Source organism: Clostridium sp. CM028, assembly GCF_030585565.1.
Taxonomy (GTDB): domain Bacteria; phylum Bacillota; class Clostridia; order Clostridiales; family Clostridiaceae; genus Clostridium_AD; species Clostridium_AD estertheticum_B.
Map to the genome: position 1 here is coordinate 1,013,115 of NZ_CP077766.1, position 18,810 is coordinate 1,031,924.

The 18,810-nt window shown below is 31.5% G+C and carries 14 protein-coding genes; 11 read left to right on the plus strand and 3 right to left on the minus strand.

The features are described from left to right. Positions 1-173: 173 nt before the first annotated feature. Positions 174-1,037 carry a LysM peptidoglycan-binding domain-containing protein gene (locus KTC94_RS04820; RefSeq protein ID WP_220286971.1) on the minus strand — a complete coding sequence of 288 codons (864 nt, stop codon included), beginning with the start codon at positions 1,035-1,037 and terminating at the stop codon, positions 174-176. Between the two features lie 325 nt (positions 1,038-1,362). Between KTC94_RS04820 and KTC94_RS04825 the strand changes: the two genes are divergently transcribed. From KTC94_RS04825 to KTC94_RS04840, 4 genes are all read left to right on the plus strand, one after another. Then, complete coding sequence (locus KTC94_RS04825) at positions 1,363-2,301, plus strand: acyl-CoA dehydratase activase-related protein (RefSeq protein ID WP_220320067.1); 939 nt, start codon at positions 1,363-1,365, stop codon at positions 2,299-2,301. After that, a complete protein-coding gene (locus tag KTC94_RS04830; protein ID WP_220320066.1) occupies positions 2,255-3,352 on the plus strand; it encodes an acyl-CoA dehydratase activase-related protein in 1,098 nt (365 codons plus the stop codon). The genes KTC94_RS04825 and KTC94_RS04830 overlap by 47 nt, the downstream gene beginning before the upstream one ends. After that, entirely contained in the window at positions 3,333-4,289 is a 957-nt protein-coding gene (locus KTC94_RS04835; RefSeq protein ID WP_216303006.1) for an acyl-CoA dehydratase activase, read from the plus strand. The genes KTC94_RS04830 and KTC94_RS04835 overlap by 20 nt, the downstream gene beginning before the upstream one ends. 394 nt (positions 4,290-4,683) lie before the next feature. Then, complete coding sequence (locus KTC94_RS04840) at positions 4,684-5,445, plus strand: DeoR/GlpR family DNA-binding transcription regulator (protein ID WP_216303005.1); 762 nt, start codon at positions 4,684-4,686, stop codon at positions 5,443-5,445. Positions 5,446-5,481: 36 nt separating this feature from the next. Here KTC94_RS04840 and KTC94_RS04845 read toward each other — a convergent pair whose 3' ends face one another. Then, the gene (locus KTC94_RS04845) at positions 5,482-6,924 is read right to left on the minus strand and encodes a S41 family peptidase (protein WP_220320065.1); all 1,443 of its coding nucleotides are present in this window, start codon (positions 6,922-6,924) and stop codon (positions 5,482-5,484) included. A gap of 244 nt (positions 6,925-7,168) precedes the next feature. On the opposite strand from KTC94_RS04845, the gene KTC94_RS04850 reads away from it, so the two are divergent. The 3 genes from KTC94_RS04850 to KTC94_RS04860 all read left to right on the plus strand — a co-directional run bounded on the left by KTC94_RS04850 (position 7,169) and on the right by KTC94_RS04860 (position 10,587). Beyond that, positions 7,169-7,552 carry a BlaI/MecI/CopY family transcriptional regulator gene (locus tag KTC94_RS04850; RefSeq protein ID WP_216303003.1) on the plus strand — a complete coding sequence of 128 codons (384 nt, stop codon included), beginning with the start codon at positions 7,169-7,171 and terminating at the stop codon, positions 7,550-7,552. Between the two features lie 5 nt (positions 7,553-7,557). Further along, positions 7,558-9,321 (plus strand): M56 family metallopeptidase, encoded by a 1,764-nt coding sequence (locus KTC94_RS04855; protein ID WP_220320064.1) that lies wholly within the window; start codon positions 7,558-7,560, stop codon positions 9,319-9,321. A gap of 162 nt (positions 9,322-9,483) precedes the next feature. Next, positions 9,484-10,587, plus strand: a complete 1,104-nt coding sequence (locus tag KTC94_RS04860) for a stage II sporulation protein P (protein ID WP_220320063.1) — start codon at positions 9,484-9,486, stop codon at positions 10,585-10,587. Between the two features lie 54 nt (positions 10,588-10,641). On the opposite strand, the gene KTC94_RS04865 is transcribed toward KTC94_RS04860, so the two are convergent. Next, positions 10,642-11,769 carry an aminopeptidase gene (locus tag KTC94_RS04865; RefSeq protein ID WP_220320062.1) on the minus strand — a complete coding sequence of 376 codons (1,128 nt, stop codon included), beginning with the start codon at positions 11,767-11,769 and terminating at the stop codon, positions 10,642-10,644. A gap of 339 nt (positions 11,770-12,108) precedes the next feature. Between KTC94_RS04865 and KTC94_RS04870 the strand changes: the two genes are divergently transcribed. The 4 genes from KTC94_RS04870 to KTC94_RS04885 all read left to right on the plus strand — a co-directional run bounded on the left by KTC94_RS04870 (position 12,109) and on the right by KTC94_RS04885 (position 18,668). After that, complete coding sequence (locus KTC94_RS04870; protein ID WP_220320061.1) at positions 12,109-12,843, plus strand: response regulator transcription factor; 735 nt, start codon at positions 12,109-12,111, stop codon at positions 12,841-12,843. Further along, complete coding sequence (locus KTC94_RS04875) at positions 12,840-14,243, plus strand: cell wall metabolism sensor histidine kinase WalK (protein WP_216302998.1); 1,404 nt, start codon at positions 12,840-12,842, stop codon at positions 14,241-14,243. The genes KTC94_RS04870 and KTC94_RS04875 overlap by 4 nt, the downstream gene beginning before the upstream one ends. Before the next feature lie 258 nt (positions 14,244-14,501). Continuing rightward, positions 14,502-16,589 carry an ATP-binding cassette domain-containing protein gene (locus KTC94_RS04880; protein ID WP_220320060.1) on the plus strand — a complete coding sequence of 696 codons (2,088 nt, stop codon included), beginning with the start codon at positions 14,502-14,504 and terminating at the stop codon, positions 16,587-16,589. 12 nt (positions 16,590-16,601) lie between these two features. Then, complete coding sequence (locus KTC94_RS04885) at positions 16,602-18,668, plus strand: ATP-binding cassette domain-containing protein (protein WP_220320059.1); 2,067 nt, start codon at positions 16,602-16,604, stop codon at positions 18,666-18,668. The last annotated feature ends 142 nt before the right edge of the window (positions 18,669-18,810 follow it).

Here is an 18,810-nt window from a genome sequence, read left to right on the forward strand (position 1 = left end):
ATAATTACTGACTTATAGACTTTTAATAACTGTGTAATCCATAAGAATTAATAGCTCCATTATTAGCCATTAGAAAAGCACCTGTAAATTTTCTACAAGTGCCAATGAATTATATTACTATTATGTATTGTCGTATTATACTTTTATTTTACACATTTCACTAAAGTAATACTTTACTTTTTTATCAATTGTACAAATGTCATATTACCTATTATTCTGGAAACTGGTTGTGGCTCAGTCAATCCTTTGGGAGTAGCTCCACTGTAAAAAAACAAAGCTTTATTTGTTGGATCATTTCCATTAAGTGATTCCATTGCAGCCTTCATTCCACTTGCCTCTGCAGGTCTATTAATGTTACCATTTAATACCGGGGTGAATTGATAACGCCCATTTGTATTTTCATTAATAACAGCCTTGATTGAATTTGGGAAATAACTGCTCTTAACTCTATTTACAACTATTGCGCCTACAGCAACCTGAGCCTCATAACTTTCTCCTCCTGCTTCAGCGGTTATTAATCTAGCTAGCAAGTTCAAATCGCTATCTGTATATTTTATTGCCGTAGATTTTGTTTGCGATGTTTGCGCTGCAGTAGAACTAGTACCTCCTGAAATCTTAAGAACCTGTCCTGGGAAAATGGAATCATTCCATTTGTTATTATCTTTCCTTAAATCATTTAATGATTGTCCACACTTTTTCGCTATTGAAGATAAGCAATCCCCACTTTTAACAGTATAAGTCTTAAGTGAATCACTCTTCGTTTGTGTTGTTTGTTTCACCGTAGCACTATCTCCTCCTGAAATCTTAAGAACTTGACCCGGAAAAATAGAATCGTTCCATTTGTTATTAGCTTTCCTTAAGTTATTTAATGATTGTCCGTACTTCATCGCTATTGAAGATAGGCAATCCCCACTTTTAACAGTATAAGTTTTAGTTGTTGATGTAGCTGCAAATATATTTTGTGATGTAAGCATTGATACACCAATTGTTAATGTTGTTGTTAATAAAATAGATTTAAGACTTTTAAATTTGGTCATTATTTCCACTCCTTTTTCCTCCCAGGTTAGTTGACAGGTTAGGGTATAGGCACCTTAATTTCACATAAAGCTTCACCCTAAAATTAAATCCCGTACTTCCTTTGGAGTATTATTTTATTATACCATAATACGACAACGATAAAAATCCAATGCATTTTTCGGAATTTTATGTCATATATAAATAATATTAAATCATCACCCTCGAAGCTGAAATGTCGCTAAATCATGGATACTAAATCCAGTTTTTTTATATTTTACGAATACTTTTCAGCTTAATAGTTCAGAATTAAAAAGTGCTAGTAAAAAAGGATGTAAGGAGGAAATTATGAAAGTTGGTATTCCTAAAGGCTTATTATATTATAAATACTTTCCTTTTATAGAAAAGTTTTTAATTGAATTAGGTGCAGAAGTAATTACATCTGCTGATACAAACAAAAACATTTTAAATGGAGGGGTTAAATACTGTGTAGACGAGGCTTGTTTGCCCATAAAGATATTTCATGGACACATACTAGATATAAAGGACAGATGTGATTTACTAATAATACCTAGAATTATGAGGGTCCGCGCACGCGAATTTATATGCCCTAAGTTTTGTGGACTTCCAGAAATGATAATGTATAGCATACCCAATTTGCCAAAGGTAATGACAGAACCTATATATGCAACTAATGAGAAAGAATTATATTGTTGGTGTAAAAAACTAGCTCGAATGATTACGAAAGATAATAGCAAGGTAAGCGTTGCATTTAACAAAGCCTTAGAAACACAGAGGAATTTTAAATTTGGGATTAAAGATGAAGGCTTAAAAAAAAATGTTGCTTTAGTAGGACATCCATATAATCTTTACGATACTTTCATTAATATGAATATAGTAAAAAAATTAAACAAACTAGGTGTAGGAGTTATAACAGAGGAATATATGGCGGAGGAACAAATTAAGGCAGAAGTAAAAACTCTTTTTAAAAGGCCCTTTTGGACTTTTGCTGCAAATTCTTATGGATTTACAACTAGTATAGCTAAAAATAATGAAATAGATGGAGCAATATACATATCATCCTTTGCTTGTGGAATAGACTCTGTTGTACTAGAACTTATTAAAGAAAAAATTGGAGATTTCCCTCTTTTAGTTTTAAAAGTTGATGAACATACTGGTGAAGGCGGCCTAGACACAAGGCTTGAGGCCTTTATTGATATGATTGAAAGGAAAAATAATAATGAAGATAACATTTCCACATTTAGGCAACACATATCTTGCAGCTAAAGCACTATTTGATGGACTGGGTATAGAATGCATAGTTCCACCATTTAGTAGTAACGAGGCGTTAGAGCTCGGTTCAAAGTTTTCTCCAGAAGAAATGTGCTTACCTTATAAAATTATGATGGGCAATTATTTACAGAGTATAGATCTTGGAGCGGATACCATAATTATCCCTGGAAGCTGTGGTCCCTGTAGATTTGGCGAGTACTGTGAATTACAGATGAATGCGCTAAAGAAATTAGGACACGATTTGACTTTTATCGTAGTTGATAGCCCTTTTGACATAGGTAAAGAAGAATTCTTAAATCGCCTATCCAATATCACGGGTAATAGCCCATTAGGTAAATCTCAAAAAATTAGAGCGTTAAAGGTAGCCTATAATGTAATTGAGCTAATAGAAAAAATTGAAAGTAAAGCACATTATTTAACAGGATTCGAGGTAACCAAAGGAGAATTTAAGGGCCTTTTAAAAGAATGTACCCTTAATGCTTCGAAAGCAAGTTCGCCATCACAGATGGTGAATATTCTAAAAGAATATAAAAATAAAATAAACGAGATTCCTATTAATAAACATAAGTCCCCAGTAAAAATTGCAATTATCGGTGAAATTTATACTATAATTGAACCCTTTTCTAATCTTTATATAGAAGATAAACTTATGGATTATGGGGTCGCCACTAAACGAATGCTTACTCCTAGTTGGTGGATTAAAGATACAGCACTTCGCCCTTTAAAGCTTAACTCAATTGACATAAGGAGAGCTTCTAGAGAATATCTCCCATATTATATCGGTGGGCACGCTAGAGAGTGCATAGGAGAAGTACTCCTTGCTGAAAAAGAGAATTTTGATGGAGCCATTCAAATTTTTCCTATGGGATGTATGCCAGAAATTGTATCAAAATCAATTTTGACTGCAATTTCAAATGATAAAGATTTTCCGATAATGACTTTGATAGTAGATGAAATGACTGGAGAGGCAGGGTATATTACTAGAATAGAAGCATTTGTAGATATGTTAGAGAGGAGGAAAAACAATGTACTATATGGGAGTTGATGTGGGATCTGTAAGTACTAATATTGTACTATTAGATAATACATTAAAAGTTATTGAAAAATTATATTTAAGAACAAAAGGTAAACCTATAAAAGCAATCCAAGATGGACTTAAAATTCTAAGTGAAAAATACGATAGTAAGCAAATAAGCTCAGTTGGAACTACGGGTAGCGGAAGACATATGGCTTCTTTTTTAATAGGCGCTGACATAGTAAAAAATGAAATTACTGCTCATGCAGTGGCAGCACTCGAAATTGATAAAGATGTAAGTACTATATTAGAAATTGGAGGTCAAGATTCAAAGATAATACTATTAAAAAATGGCATAGTGACAGATTTTGCAATGAATACGGTTTGCGCAGCAGGCACAGGTTCTTTTATTGATAGGCAGGCGGAAAGGCTAGAGATACCTATTGAAGATTTTGGAGAGTATGCATTAAAGTCAAAATCACCTGTAAGAATAGCTGGGAGATGTGCTGTTTTTGCGGAATCTGACATGATACATAAGCAACAGCTTGGATATAATGAGGACGATATAATAGGAGGTCTTTGTGAGGCAATGGTTAGGAATTATCTAAGCAATGTAGGGAAAGGAAAACAAATTCGATCAAAAATATTTTTTCAAGGTGGAGTTGCAGCGAATATAGGCATTAAAGTAGCTTTTGAAAAAGCCTTAGGCACTGAGATTCATGTTCCAGAGCACTACGATGTAATGGGTGCTATTGGAGCGGCAGTACTTGCAAATGAAGCAGTTATGAAGACAGGAAAAACAAATTTCAAAGGGTTTGAAGTAGCTTTCAATGATTTTGCCCCTCGAAATATAGAGTGCAATGGTTGTGGTAACAATTGTGAAGTAATTGAAATAAAAGATGGTGAAAAAACTGTAGGCTGTTTTGGAGATAGGTGTGGTAAATGGAGCAGTAAGATGGTTATATGATTTTTTTGTTTTAATTTTTAAATATTCATATATTAATTCAACAGCTCTCCTATTTATAAATTGTATAGAGGAGCTACAAAAACTACAGTTACGGAGCATCCTATAATATTGCCTATGCATTGTGACTATATGCATAAAAAAGCTAACCATTAACATGGCTAGCTTTTTTTCAAATGTCTTAATATATAAAATATCACGCTAAGCATTACCTTATCACGCTAAATTATAACATCTTTTAAATATTTCTGTTAATTAATTTAAGCTGTTTTCTATTGTTTGTTATCATTGTATACTATTTAAAGTTTTTATTCAATATATTTTGTAAGTTTAGATAATAATGTTATAATATTAATCAGCAACAACACTAAATGATAATAATTGATGAGGTGCTTAAATGTTTACTGAAGAAAGACTAGAACAAATCTTAAGTATACTTAATGAAACCGGTAGAATAAAAGTTAAAGAACTAAGTGAACGATTTAATGTTTCAGAAGGTATGATAAGAAAGGATCTACAAAGACTAGAAAAATCTGAGGCCCTTCAAAGGACCTATGGTGGAGCTATCCTAAATAGAAAGATTTCTAAAAACAGCTCTATAACTACTAGAATGAACGTAAACTTAAATAGCAAAGAGTTAATATCTCAAAAAGCTTTTTCCCTTATAGAGAATGGAGATGTGATTTTTTTAGATACCTCAAGTATCAACTTTTTGTTAGCTAAATTAATATCTAATAGTACTAAAAATTTAACTTTAATAACTAATATGTCACTAATACCACCCCTTTTTAATGATAATGAAACCGTTAAGCTAATATGTATAGGTGGAGTATATAATAATAAATCTGGTGGGGTTTTTGGTTCAGAGGCAACTAAGAGTATATCTAAATATACCTTTAATAAAGGTTTTGTGGGGAGTTCTGGAATAAACTTAATTACAAATAGCGTAGGTACTGTTACATTAGAAGATGGTAATGTTAAAGAAATTATAGTCTCTAATAGTAAAGAAGTATTTTTACTTGTAGAAAAAGAAAAATTTAATGTTGATGGCACCTATAAATTTGCTACTTTAGATGATATAGATGTTATAATTACGAGTTCGGACCTTACTGATGAGATTAGAGAAAAACTGTCTAAATCAACTATAAAGTTAATCTAGACAGTTTTATATTAATATCATTATCCTGATTTCCGCTTATTTCTGCACATCCTTTTTGATACTGCCTTCTGAGTAATTCTTTATGAATTTAAGTAATCTATATTCCTCATCTTTAGAATTAACCCAGAAGTCAGGTAAAACTCCTAATCCATCTCTCCATTCTAAATCATTATCTACAAAAAGAGTATTTCCAAAAAAAATATCGATCTTAGAATTTGGTAGAACATAATATCCCACATCCCCTATATTTGACATCCCACTTGTGTTTGTACCTATAAAAAATGTGTTACTACAACTTTTTAATGCCTTTACAAAGCTTTCACCTGCTGAAGCTGTATTCTTATCCATTAAAACAAAAATTATCTTTTCATTATTAATATGAGTTGAATCATCATGTCCTACTTCTGACCAACCGATATATTTAAGATAACTTTTCTTATTTTTATACATATCATTAAGTTGCTGTTCAAATTTAGGATAATCCTTTGGTCCCACCATTTTTTTACCGTTGTAAAGCAATGCATCTTTTGAATTTTTAGTAAGTAGCGTTGAACTAAAGCCCGGTGATTTGTACTCTTGATTTGTAAAATTTTTAATCCAATCGAAAGCATATATTTCATTCCCGCCGTAATTCCCTCTTAAATCAATTATAACTAAATCTTTCTTAGATATTTTTTTACCATCTTCCACAAATTTTTCAAGTTTTTCAGATAGTTCAAAAGAATTTAAATCAATTACTGGTATTTTATAAACTTCTTCATATTTATAACTATTATTACTTCCTTTATGCACGTAATTTTTTGATGTATTCTCTAAGTTAATACTTATATTATTGTCCTTATTACCATCTTTAAATTTTAGGTCAATTGATAACATATCTTCATTACTCTTATATAATCTACATAATCTATATACAATATTTCCATTTTCATCTATAGAAGGCTTAATGTATTTTTCAGGCTCCTCTTTATTTATAGTAACAATACCTTTCATATCGTTATTCAATTTCAAAAAATAAGAGTTATCCTTTTTTATAACTTCGTATTTTTCAGTAGTGTACATAATAGACTCCTTACATGTTCTGCCACCCCCTATAGAAAAATGCCCATCTTGAATAAAATCTAAATTCTCACACATAACTTTTTCTAATTCGTTACATTCAATTCTGCCATTCTTTTTCTGCAACTTCTTAAATTCTATTAAAATATTTTCTTTTGCTTTTAGAAACTTTTCATCTCCTCCAAAATATTTATAACCAGCATATCCATACTTCAATTCTTTAAAAATATATTCTATATCCTCTATAGCCTTTTCTCCATCTACCGAAATTCCTTTTTTTGATTCATCTACTTCTATATAATCCGGGGTATTTTTTAAGTTTTCATATTTATAAAGAAACTCTTTTTTGAAGTCATTAATTGTCCTTATGCTTTGATTTCTTTCACTCGTTGCATCCCTGCTTTCAACAATACTCTCCATAATATCTTTCGGAATATTATTTTTTATGCTCTTAGCTTTCTCAATATTTCATCTTAAATTTCTCCTCATTTTAAATTTATTATTACTTTTAGAAAATTCCATTCAAGCATAATTTATAATATCATAAATCTTTATTGGTTTACTCCTTAGTTCTATTTAAATAGAAATGTAATAATTATCATTTAGAGGAATATAGTATAGAATAATACAAATTACAGTTGTAATTGAAATGAGGTGATATGGAATGTGTAAAATTCCCAAGATATCAAATGCTGAATGGGAAATAATGAAAATAATATGGATTAATTCTGAAATTTCATCAACCAATATTATACAAGAATTAAAGGATAAATCCGATTGGAAACCAGCTACAGTTAAAAGTCTGATAAACAGACTATTAACTAAAAATGCAATTGGATTTACTAAATTAGGTTATGAATATTTATATTTCCCTTTAATATCAGAAGATGAATGTAAAAAATCTGAAAGCCACTCCTTTATTAATAGGGTATTTAATGGCTCTATCAAATCTATGCTCTTAACTTTTGCCCAATCAGAAGAAATATCTGAAACAGATATAGATGAGTTAAAAAATATACTAAACCAATCAAGTAAAAGGGAAGGTTGATGCGTGTGGATTTTTTAAATATTTTTGAGATGATTGTACTTTCATCTTTAATTGGTAGCATAATTGTACTAATGATATTAATTTTCAAAGGAATATTTAGAAATAAACTAAATTTTACTTTCCACTATTATATATGGTTAATATTAATTATAAAATTAATAATTCCATTTGGGCCACAAACCCCTTTAAATATCTCTAATTTATATGAAAATTTTCATGTACAGGGTACTACAAATAAATCTACACAAATAACACAAAGTAATTCTTCAAAAGAACTTACAAATGCAACTTTAAGCAATCCAATATCAATAAGTGCGATGCACCCTTCAAATAAAAGTGTAATTAGTAAGGCTAACCGTATTCCTTTAAACCACAAAGTTAATATTGAAAAAGTGTTTTGTTTTATATGGATATTGGGCACCTCATTATCAATAGCGATATTAGTTACAGGATATAAAAAATTAAAGGATATTGTTGGAACGTCTATAAAAAATATAAACAGCACACATAGAGAAATTCTAAATAAATGCAAGAAAGCTATGAATATAAGAACTGAGGTAGAATTATCATATTCGCAAAAAATAAATAGCCCTTCTTTGTGTGGATTGATTAAACCAAAGATATTAATTCCAGTCAGTGTAGCCGCCAATATTGGTGATGAAGAATTTAAATATATTATAATGCATGAATTAACCCATTTGAAAAACAAGGATATATTTATAAATTATGCTATTACTTTATTGTCCATAATTTACTGGTTTAATCCTCTCTTGCTCTATGCTTTTCATAAAATGAGAGAAGACTGTGAAATTTCCTGCGATGGTCAGGTTATTTCTTATTTAGGAGCTAGCGAAAACCTGCAATATGGAAATACAATAATAAAAGTATTGGAGCTGGCTGGCAAAAGCAATAGACTTATAGGAACTACTTCAATGATTTTAAATAGTTTTGAAATAAAAAGGAGGATTATTATGATTTCAAAGTATAGGAAGATAAATTTCAAAGGTATATTACTTGGGACGGTCGTTTTCGTTATTATAGGAGGACTCGGTATTGCCATAAACACTTCAAACATAATCTCTGATAAAAATATTGTTAAAGCTACAACATTGCAAGTAAAAACACCAGTAATAACTTCTAAAAGTACAGTTAAAAACACACCAAATACAGCCTCAGCAGCTATTATAAAAAAATCAACAAGTGATAATACCGATTCTATAGTACCATTTTCAGCTGACATAGTAATTTACAATAGTCACGCTGATGAAGCTTATCCCTCTGGAATGAAAGTATCTGATGTGGGTGCTTTATTGAGCAATAAACTTGTAAAAGAAGGTTTTAATAGCCATTTTGTAAAGTCTGATCCACAGGCAGACTATAATAAATCATATCAAACTACACGCGATTTAATAACAAAATATGTAAAACATTATTCAAATACTATTTTATTAGACATACACTCCAATGTAATAGAAAATGAAAAATCTGATACGAGAAAGATGCTATTTGTGCTCGCCAAAAGTAGTCCACATTATAAAGCAAATAAAAAATTTGTTGATAGTTTGTTAGGAAACATTAAGAATTCAAAAGATGTTAAATCCGAAATAAACTTTTATCAATTTGGAGTCTCTTATTTTAACCAAGATTTATCTAACAATTCGACACTTGTTGAGTTTGGAAATAATATATCCAGCGACAGCGATATTGAAACTTGTGTAAATGCACTTGTTTCAGCATTAAAGAATACTCAAAAGGTTTCATCCAACTAATAGATTCGTTTAAATATATATTAGAATATAAATAAATTAACTCAATTAATATTATACTAAAACTAAAGGATAAAACCTAGTGGAAACCCACTACAGTTAAATCATCACCTGGGTGCTATTCTAAAACAGATTATTAAATAAAAATGTAGTGGGGGTATAAATATGAGGTGGAAAGGTGTTAAAAAAGATGGTAATAGGAGTATTTTTTTAAGTATTTTCACAGTACTCATCATCTTTTTATTAGGCTTAATTTTACCTAAAAGTGCTAATGCAAGCAATGAAGGAAATCTGCAAAATTATTTTTATGTTAAGGCTATCAATAATACATTTGCTTTAATTAATTCTCCAAACAATGGAAATAAGGATGTTAACAGTGAAATTGAATATACAGTTTTATCACTTTTACGAATAGACATTTCCAACCTTATATCAATAGTAACAAAAGAAGTTTCCTATTTGGATAAAAGTGAAGTTAGCACTGATGTAAATGCTGAGAACACTGGAGAAAAAAATTCAAATACATTTATTATAAACCCCTTTAAATTAGTGGATAAGCAAGTAATCAAGTTCTCAACTAAAGGTGATGACGCTAATTTGGTAGCAACCCTCGACAATCCCGCTTTGAAAAAAAAACTAAATAATGCTAAGCCACGAGTGCTAATATATCATTCTCATACCTCAGAGGCTTATCGAACCTCGGATAAGGATACATCTAAAACTAATAGTAGTACGGATCAAACAAGAAATGTGTGTGCTGTAGGAAATGTAATAAAGGAAGAACTAGAAAAAAAATATGGAATCGCCGTTATACATGATAAGACTGTCCATGATAAAGGGGATTATAATAATGCCTACAAAAAATCTGGTGTTACTTTGGATAAGTATTTAAAGGTATATGAATATTTTGATTTAATTATTGATTTACATAGAGATAGTGTAAATGATAAGAATGCAGTAACAACCAAAATAAATGGGGCAAATGTTGCCCAATTTATGTTTGTAGTTACACAGCAAAACCCTAGATATGCTCAGCAGAAAAAATTAATAAATTCCATGATAGGAATATCAAATAAATTATACCCTAATCTTTTAAGAGGTCTAGAAATTTCTGTTGCTAATCGCGGAATTGGTTTTTATAACCAGAACAGAAGTGATAATGCATTACTAATTGAAATGGGCACATATACTAATACTATTTCCGAAGCAGAAAATACTGGTAAGTATTTATCAAGAATTATTGCAGAGCAATTAAATGGAAAGAAGTGAATACTTCTTTTATAATTTTCAAGTTAAAAAAGATAGGAAATCCTATCTTTTATCTTATAAGCCATACTTTTCTAGTATGCCTTCTATAAACCTTCCATTTTCATAGAATAATTCACCATCAGCATAAATTTTCCCACCATTTCTCATATTGCAAAGCATATCCCAATGAATAGTAGATCTATTTAATCCACCGGCTTCTGGCATTGAATCTCCAATAGCCATATGCACCGTTCCGCCAATTTTTTCATCAAAAAGCATATTTCTTGTAAAATCCACAATGCCATAGTTTGTGCCTATAGCTACCTCACCAAAGCTGCGCGCTCCTTCATCAGTTTCAAGAAGTGCCTTAAGTAGGTCCTCTCCTTTCGTGGCTGATCCTTTAACAACCTTTCCTTTTTCAACCTCTAAAACTATCCCTTCAATTTCTTTGCCCATATATATTCCTGGAAAGCTAAAGGTAATTACTCCATCCACTCCATCCTCAACAGGTGATGTAAATATCTCTCCGTCCGGGAAATTTTCTTTTCCATCGCAGTTTATCCACTTTCTTCCTGCTATATTTGCTTTTATGTCTGTTCCCTCAGACATAAACTGTAATCCTTTTTTAGTATCAAGGTATCTAACCCATCTTTCTTGCTCTGAACTTATCCTTTTCCATTCTGCTACTGGATCTTTCGCATCAAGTAATCCTGCACCATAAACAAAGTCCTCATAATCGCTAAAACTCATTGAAGCTTCCTGAGCATCTGCATAAGTAGGAAATTGTGTGCCACACCATCTTAACGACCCATTGCCCATCTTCTCAGAATATATTTTTCTCCAGCTTGCTTCCCCTTGGGAATACATTTTAAATTTATCTGCATCAATTCTTGAGTTTGTCTTTGTGTTTCTACTTCCCCAAGCAGAAATCCACACATCTGCCTTTTCAAGCATAGTTTTAAAAAGCAGATTTTCTTGAAGAAGCTGCTCCTCACTGCTATATTTAAGTTTTATTTCTGATACCTCCTGCGAAGTTAATACAGTTTCCACATGAGCACCTGCCTTCACAGCTTCCTTTACTACCTCTACCATCCAAGGTCTTGCAACCTCATCACAAGATACAAATACAAAATCACCTGGTTTAACCTTAGTAGAATAATTCACAAGTAGCTTTGCAAGTTTGTTAAGTCTTTGATCAGCCATTTATACTTCCCCCTTAACTTTCTAAATTATATATACCTATTATTTTATCATATATATTGCTATTTAAAACTGTTATACTAATAATTTAAAACTGTTTGCACAACGACTTTCTGATTGAGACAATTAATTTTAATAATATTAATTGATAATTTCTACACCCTAGGGCATAATTAAATCATCACCTGCGGTGCTGCAATATTAACGACTTCAGAAGGAGATTTACCCCCACTGAAGTTTTCTATTTGTTAGGGTAAGTAACTCCTACTTATAGTAGGTACTCTCGCTTATAGAAGTGGGTGACTTTCCTTCTGGACTGTCGTTAAAGAGTAAATTTTAGACATGGAGGTGGACATCTTAAATATTTTAATAGCAGAGGATAATCAGGATTTAAGGCAACTATTGGAATTACACCTTATAAAAGAATCCTTTACGGTATATGATGCAGAAAACGGGTTAAAAGCTTTGGAGATATTTAAGAATAACGAAATCAATTTAGCTATTCTTGACGTAATGATGCCAGGGCTTGATGGTTTCAATTTACTGAGAAAGATAAGAGAAACAAGTGAAATCCCTGTAATTTTTTTAACTGCAAGAGGTGAAGATTCAGATAAAATATTAGGACTGGGACTAGGTGCTGATGACTATATGGTCAAACCCTTTAATCCCATTGAACTAATCGCAAGGGTCCATGCGCAACTAAGAAGATCCTACAAGTACAAAATGGCGCTAAAAATACCCGATAAGTTAATTATTCAAATAGGAGATTTAACTTTTGATAAAAATAGTTACAGTGTATATAAAGATAATAAACAATTAGAATGTAATGCAAAGGAGCTAAAATTACTTCAAATTTTTATGGAAAACGTAGGAAGAGTATATACAAAAAAGCAACTTTATGAAGCGGTATGGGAAGATGCTTACTTTTGCGATGGCGATGATAATACAATCATGGTGCATATTAGCCATTTAAGAGACAAGATTGAAGATAACCCAAAGTATCCTCAGTATTTAAAAACTATAAGAGGAATTGGTTATAAGCTGGAAAACAACTTAGGGCTAAGGAATAAAGTATGAAAAAAAAGAAAGTTGCAAACATGCTTTTGTTAAATTATTTATTACTATTTATTTTTTCTACAATAATCTTCATTATAGTGTCCTTAATCATTTCAGTAAGCTTTAAGGGATTAATAAAACATGATGAAATACCAGAACTATCAGCTTCTCAAATTATGAGAGATGACTATGAGAATATAGATTTTTCTCAGGTTTTAAAATATAAAGGTGGGGTTCAGGTAATTGACAAAAATTATAAGGTTGTTTTTTCAAGGGGAATAAATCCGAAGAATATAGAACAATATACTAAGAGTGAGTTTAGTGAATTCTTAATTAATAGCGGCAAGCATCAAGAAGAATATTATTATAATGTACGCTATAATAACAACGGTGATTTTTGGTTAAAAATAGTTATTCCTATTAAAACTCAATTCGTTAATGGCATTTTTTTCGATAAAAATGGAATTCCTAGAGCCATAGATAATTTTATATTTATTCTAATTTTAGGTGGTTTAATTAATATTACTTCTTTTATCCTTGGGCTTATTATTTACTCACGGTTAACCTCTAATAATTTTGTAAAACCTTTAAAAAAATTATTAAGTGGAGTTACAACAATTGCAGGCGGTGATTATTCTGCCAGGGTTGATTTGAGATCGACAAACGAATTTGGGGAGCTTAAAGATGCTTTCAACATAATGGCAGAAAAAATTGAAAGCGAGAAAAATCTAAAAGAAAAATCTCAAGATAATAGGAGAAAACTAATACTAGATATATCTCATGATTTAAAAACTCCCCTCTCTAATATAATGGGATACTCTGATTTACTAATGAATAACAAGGATATATCGGACTGTGACAGAGAAAAGTTTTTGGGCATTATAATAAATAATAGTTCAAGAGCCAATAGTTTAATAGGAGATTTATTTGAATTATCTAAAATGGGGAGCTCAGATTTTAAGCTTAATCTTAAAAGCGTAGATATTTGTGAATATTTAAGAGAGCTTATAGCCTCATTAATACCTCAAATCGAAGAGGCTGGTTTTAAATATTCTTTTGAGATACCATTCGATAAAAAAGTTGTTCTTATTGATGTGAAACAAATGGATAGAGCCCTCATTAACATTCTTAATAACGCTTTAAAATATAATAAGCGAGGTACAGAAATAAAAATTTTATTAAAGAATTCTTTTAACAAAGTAGTACTAGAAATTCTGGATAATGGAATTGGAATTCCTCTGGACCTATCCGCTGAAATATTTGAGCCCTTTAAAAGAGTGGATAGCGCAAGGAACTCTCAAACTGGAGGTACGGGCCTCGGACTTGCAATTACTAAGACTATAATCGAGAAACATAATGGACGAATAAGCCTTGAAACTGCTATAGGAAAAGGCTGTAAATTTATCATCAAATTAGAATAACTAAAGGAACTATCTCACTTTAGAATTTGTTTCTATCTTGAGGGAGTTCCTTTGTTATTTAACGACATTTCAGAAGGAAGTCTTCCACATCTATAAGTGGTAATCTAAAGCTCCGTCAGAAGTTGTTAATGCAGCGACCCAGGGGATGATTTAAGGTAGATTTAAGATTAACACAGGGCTTATTTAAGATTCAATTGCTATTATAAATGTATAAGCTCAAAAATGGAAATACACTAATGGATTCGAAAGGAGTTATTTATGCTTTTATCATTAAACAATCTTTCAAAGGAATATACTATTGAAAAAAAGAAGAGTTTCAACGCTCTTAGCTCTGTAAATCTTAATTTTGAAAAAGGGGAATTGGTTTCAATTCTCGGACCGTCAGGCTGTGGAAAATCCACACTTTTAAATATAATCGCTGGCCTCGATAGGCCAACTTCAGGTGATTTAATTATTGAGGGAAAATCAACTAAAAAATACAAAAAAAAGAATTGGGATTTATATCGTAAAAACAATATAGGCTTTATTTTTCAATCCTTTAATTTAATTGAACATTTATCAGCACTTGAAAATGTTGAAATTGTTATGAATTTAATCGGTCTATCAAAAAAGGATCGTATAAAGCGTGCAGAAAGCTTACTTAAACAGGTAGGCCTGGAAAAACATATGGATCATAAGCCAGGTGAATTATCTGGAGGCCAAAAACAACGTGTAGCTATAGCAAGAGCCCTTGCAAATGATCCAGACATAATACTAGCAGATGAGCCAACAGGAGCCCTTGATAAAAAAACAGGGATTCAAATTATGCAGCTTATTAAAGATGTTGCTCGTGATAAGTTAATTATTATGGTTACTCACAACCGAGAACTCGCATATGAATACTCTACCCGCGTTGTAGCTATTCTAGATGGTAAAATTCAAAAAGACGAGAAAATTAATGAATCTGAAAAAAATAGTTTAAAATCAGAGCTAAAAAAGAAAGATGGTAGCATGTCTTTTGGAAATGCCATAAAACTATCCCTTAGAAATATTAAAGAGAAAATGGGACGAATAGTCGTAACCACTATTGCTGGTTCAATTGGAATAGCAGGTATTTTATTAGTTATCGGGCTTAGCAATGGGGCAACTAATTACATAGATATTCAAACAAATTCTTTTGCTAGTGCTAACATAATACAAGCATCTATGAAGTTTAAAGATGCGGCGATTGAAAAAACTGATTACCCAAAGAATATAAATGTCTATGACAGCATTAAGAAAAATCCCGACGTATTAAATGTTAGAGAAGACTTAAATGTTAAAGATATTACTTCTTTTGAAGCAAATAGTAAAGAATTAAAGGATATTCCCTTTAACTCCTTAGCTGGTGAAAATTATCTTTCAAACATTGAGCATGCACTAAAAGGTAGTGTACCAAAGGACAATAAGAATGAATTATTAGTAAATAAGGATATGGCTAAAAATGTAATTGAAATGTATGGCATGAACCCAGATAAAGATGATTATACAAAAGCCATTGGTAAGAAACTCAAGGTAATAATTCAGGAGAAAACCACAAATCCAATCACAGGAGATGAAATTCTAGGTAAAAAATATACACAGGATTTTGAAGTTGTCGGTGTTGTGGATGAAATAGCCTTAAGCTCAGCCTCTGCATATTATTCTTATGATGCAGTTAATGCATGGCTAAAAAATGATGGCTATTTTATAGGAAAAGAAAACCGCATAGTAAATGCAGAAGTGGTTATAAAAGACGTTCATAACAATGAAGCTGTATTAAATTACATTAATGCTAAGGAAAATGGCGGTATTGGTGGAAATAAAATGACGGAAACAAAAGGCTTTTCCGCAACCTCACAAATTGTTATGGTTAAAACTGCTATCAAAACTTTAATTAATTTGGCCGAGGCGGTTATGATTGTATTTATATCACTAGCACTCGTAGTTTCAACAATTTTAATAGGGATTGTAATTTTCTCAAGTGTACTTGAGCGTAAAAAGGAAATAGGTATTTTAAAAGCTGTGGGAGCAAGAAATAAAGATATTGCTCGTATTTTCCAAGCTGAGTCTGCCTTAATTGGTCTTTTTGCAGGAGTCACTGGAGTTCTAGTAGCTTTTATAATACAACCAATTGCAAATAGAATAATCAATAATGTATTAAATATACATTCCGATAATATCGTAAATATCCCATTAACCGGTATCCCATTTACAGATATTAAAATTCCCTTTGTAACTATTGCCGGACTAATTGTTATCAGCATATTAGTCGCAGTTTTAGCGGGACACTTTCCATCTAAAAGAGCAACTAAAATTCAAGTTATCGACGCATTGCGTGATGAATAGGAGGAATAGTAAATGTTACAAATTAAAAATTTAAGAAAAACATATAAAATCGGTAAGCACCAGGTTATAGCATTAGATGATGTTTCTTTTGATTTACCTAATGGAAAACTCGTGGCAATTGTAGGACCTTCTGGTTGCGGAAAAACAACAATGATGAACTTAATAGGAGCTTTGGATAAGGATTTTGAAGGTGATGTTATTGTTAACGGAAAATCTTTAAAAGAGGCCGGAGAAAAAGATTTAGACACTTATAGAAAAAATACAGTGGGTTTTATTTTTCAACAGTTTAACTTGCTTAATTCACTAACATCAATCCAAAATGTGGAACTCGCTTTAGATTTATCAGGAATAACTAAGCAAAATAAAACGAAAAAAGCATGTAGCCTCTTAGAGCAAGTTGGACTATCAAATCAAATGAAGAAGAAAGTAAACCTTCTGTCAGGTGGACAGCGCCAACGTGTTGCTATTGCCCGTGCTCTTGCTAATGATCCAGAAATAATTTTAGCCGATGAACCAACTGGCGCCTTAGATGTTAAAACAGGTGAGCAAGTTATGGAATTATTAAAAGAAATTTCAAAAGATAAACTAGTACTCATGGTTACCCATGCACCGGACCTTGCTAAGGCTTATGCAGATTTAATTGTTAAAATGGAAGATGGTAAGTTAATTTCTATTGAAGAAAATATGGCCTCGGTGTCAACCGCTGCGCCTATTATAGAAAAAATAGAAACAAAATCAAAAATGTCCTTTTTATCATCCTTAAAAATATCACTTCGTAACGCATGGCTTAAAAAAGGTAGAACCCTAGCAACAGCCATTGGTACTTCTATAGGTATTTGTGGAATTGCCTTAGCTATAGCTATTACTTCAGGTACAACTAATGCAGTTGATACTCAAGTTAAAGGCATATTTCCAACAAATGCAATAACTGTAGGGTTAAAAGAAAATACTGATAAGTCTCTAAAAAATATTAAGCCTCTAAAATATAGTGATATAAACTCAGTTATGTCCTTAGATAAAAATATATATGCCTATTACTTTCAAATTGGAGGCAAAGGAATTCCTGTTGCACAATTTTATTCTTTAGATCAAAGCATAATTAAAGATGAAAAATTGATGACTAAACTGTCCGACCAATCCACTAGAGAAAAATTGGTTATGATGATGGCTCCAGGGGTGCTAGAAGATGTTAAAAATGACATTCAATATGGCAGCCTTCCAGAAGCAGGTTCCACAAATGAAATTGTTATCTCACTTTCCACCGCGAAGGATTTAGAAAAAAATGGTGGTGATCTCAAGGACTTAATTGGTAAAAATATGTACGTTCGCTATTTAAAACAAGGTTCTAATCCACATAGTGAGCAAAGTGGTATTCCTGAAGTACCCATTGTGAAAGCTTGGAAGATCGCCGGAATTGCCAATACTACAACTTTAATTGATACCTATTACGCAACGAGTGATTGGGCAATTAATTTTTATGAAAAAGAGTTTAAAATAGATAAAACAACTTTGGAAAGCCCTTCCTTAGTTTTATATTCTAGTAATACTAAAGACTTAGATGCAAGCCTCCAAAAATTAAATGATTCACAAGATAAATACAAATTTGAATTAACCGGTAAAACTATATCTTCGCAAGTTGATGGAGCAATGAAACAAGTGCGTTATGCACTTATGGGATTTTCCGGAATATCAATTCTTGTAGCAGCTCTAATGATATCAATAGTTGTTTATATTTCTGTACTTGAAAGAATTAAGGAAATAGGTATTCTCCGCGCCGTGGGTGCACGAAAAAAAGATATCTTGAATATTTTCGTTGCAGAATCATTTATTATTGGCGTCTTATCAGCAGGCATAGGATTACTATTTACTTTAGGTGCATCTAAACTCATCAATTCAGCAGTTTATGGTTTCTTAAAGAATATCTCTGCAAATGCTCCTTATATGGAAGTAGCTAAATTGCCACTTGCAGATGCTGGTTTAATTTTACTATTCTGCGTAGTTTTAAGTATGATTTCAGGCTTTTATCCATCCTTAAAGGCTTCAAAAATGGATCCGATAGACGCATTACGTAGTAGATAACACAAAAACTCATTGATTAGGATACTATAAATAGTATCCTAATTTTTTTATATATTAATACTACTCTCATTAGTTTTTCTCATCAGATATCCCTTTTTGATGTTATACACTTTTTCCATTGAAGATAATTCTTCACCTTATA

What these genes read in the sequence shown, in the direction of transcription:
- KTC94_RS04875 (WP_216302998.1), top strand. Translation starts at nt 12,840, where the DNA reads ATGAAAAAAAAGAAAGTTGCAAACATGCTTTTGTTAAATTATTTATTA.
- KTC94_RS04840 (WP_216303005.1), top strand. Translation starts at nt 4,684, where the DNA reads ATGTTTACTGAAGAAAGACTAGAACAAATCTTAAGTATACTTAATGAA.
- KTC94_RS04880 (WP_220320060.1), top strand. Translation starts at nt 14,502, where the DNA reads ATGCTTTTATCATTAAACAATCTTTCAAAGGAATATACTATTGAAAAA.
- KTC94_RS04860 (WP_220320063.1), top strand. Translation starts at nt 9,484, where the DNA reads ATGAGGTGGAAAGGTGTTAAAAAAGATGGTAATAGGAGTATTTTTTTA.
- KTC94_RS04820 (WP_220286971.1), bottom strand. Translation starts at nt 1,037, where the DNA reads ATGACCAAATTTAAAAGTCTTAAATCTATTTTATTAACAACAACATTA.
- KTC94_RS04845 (WP_220320065.1), bottom strand. Translation starts at nt 6,924, where the DNA reads ATGGAGAGTATTGTTGAAAGCAGGGATGCAACGAGTGAAAGAAATCAA.
- KTC94_RS04885 (WP_220320059.1), top strand. Translation starts at nt 16,602, where the DNA reads ATGTTACAAATTAAAAATTTAAGAAAAACATATAAAATCGGTAAGCAC.
- KTC94_RS04850 (WP_216303003.1), top strand. Translation starts at nt 7,169, where the DNA reads ATGTGTAAAATTCCCAAGATATCAAATGCTGAATGGGAAATAATGAAA.
- KTC94_RS04830 (WP_220320066.1), top strand. Translation starts at nt 2,255, where the DNA reads ATGAAGATAACATTTCCACATTTAGGCAACACATATCTTGCAGCTAAA.
- KTC94_RS04870 (WP_220320061.1), top strand. Translation starts at nt 12,109, where the DNA reads ATGGAGGTGGACATCTTAAATATTTTAATAGCAGAGGATAATCAGGAT.
- KTC94_RS04865 (WP_220320062.1), bottom strand. Translation starts at nt 11,769, where the DNA reads ATGGCTGATCAAAGACTTAACAAACTTGCAAAGCTACTTGTGAATTAT.
- KTC94_RS04835 (WP_216303006.1), top strand. Translation starts at nt 3,333, where the DNA reads ATGTACTATATGGGAGTTGATGTGGGATCTGTAAGTACTAATATTGTA.
- KTC94_RS04825 (WP_220320067.1), top strand. Translation starts at nt 1,363, where the DNA reads ATGAAAGTTGGTATTCCTAAAGGCTTATTATATTATAAATACTTTCCT.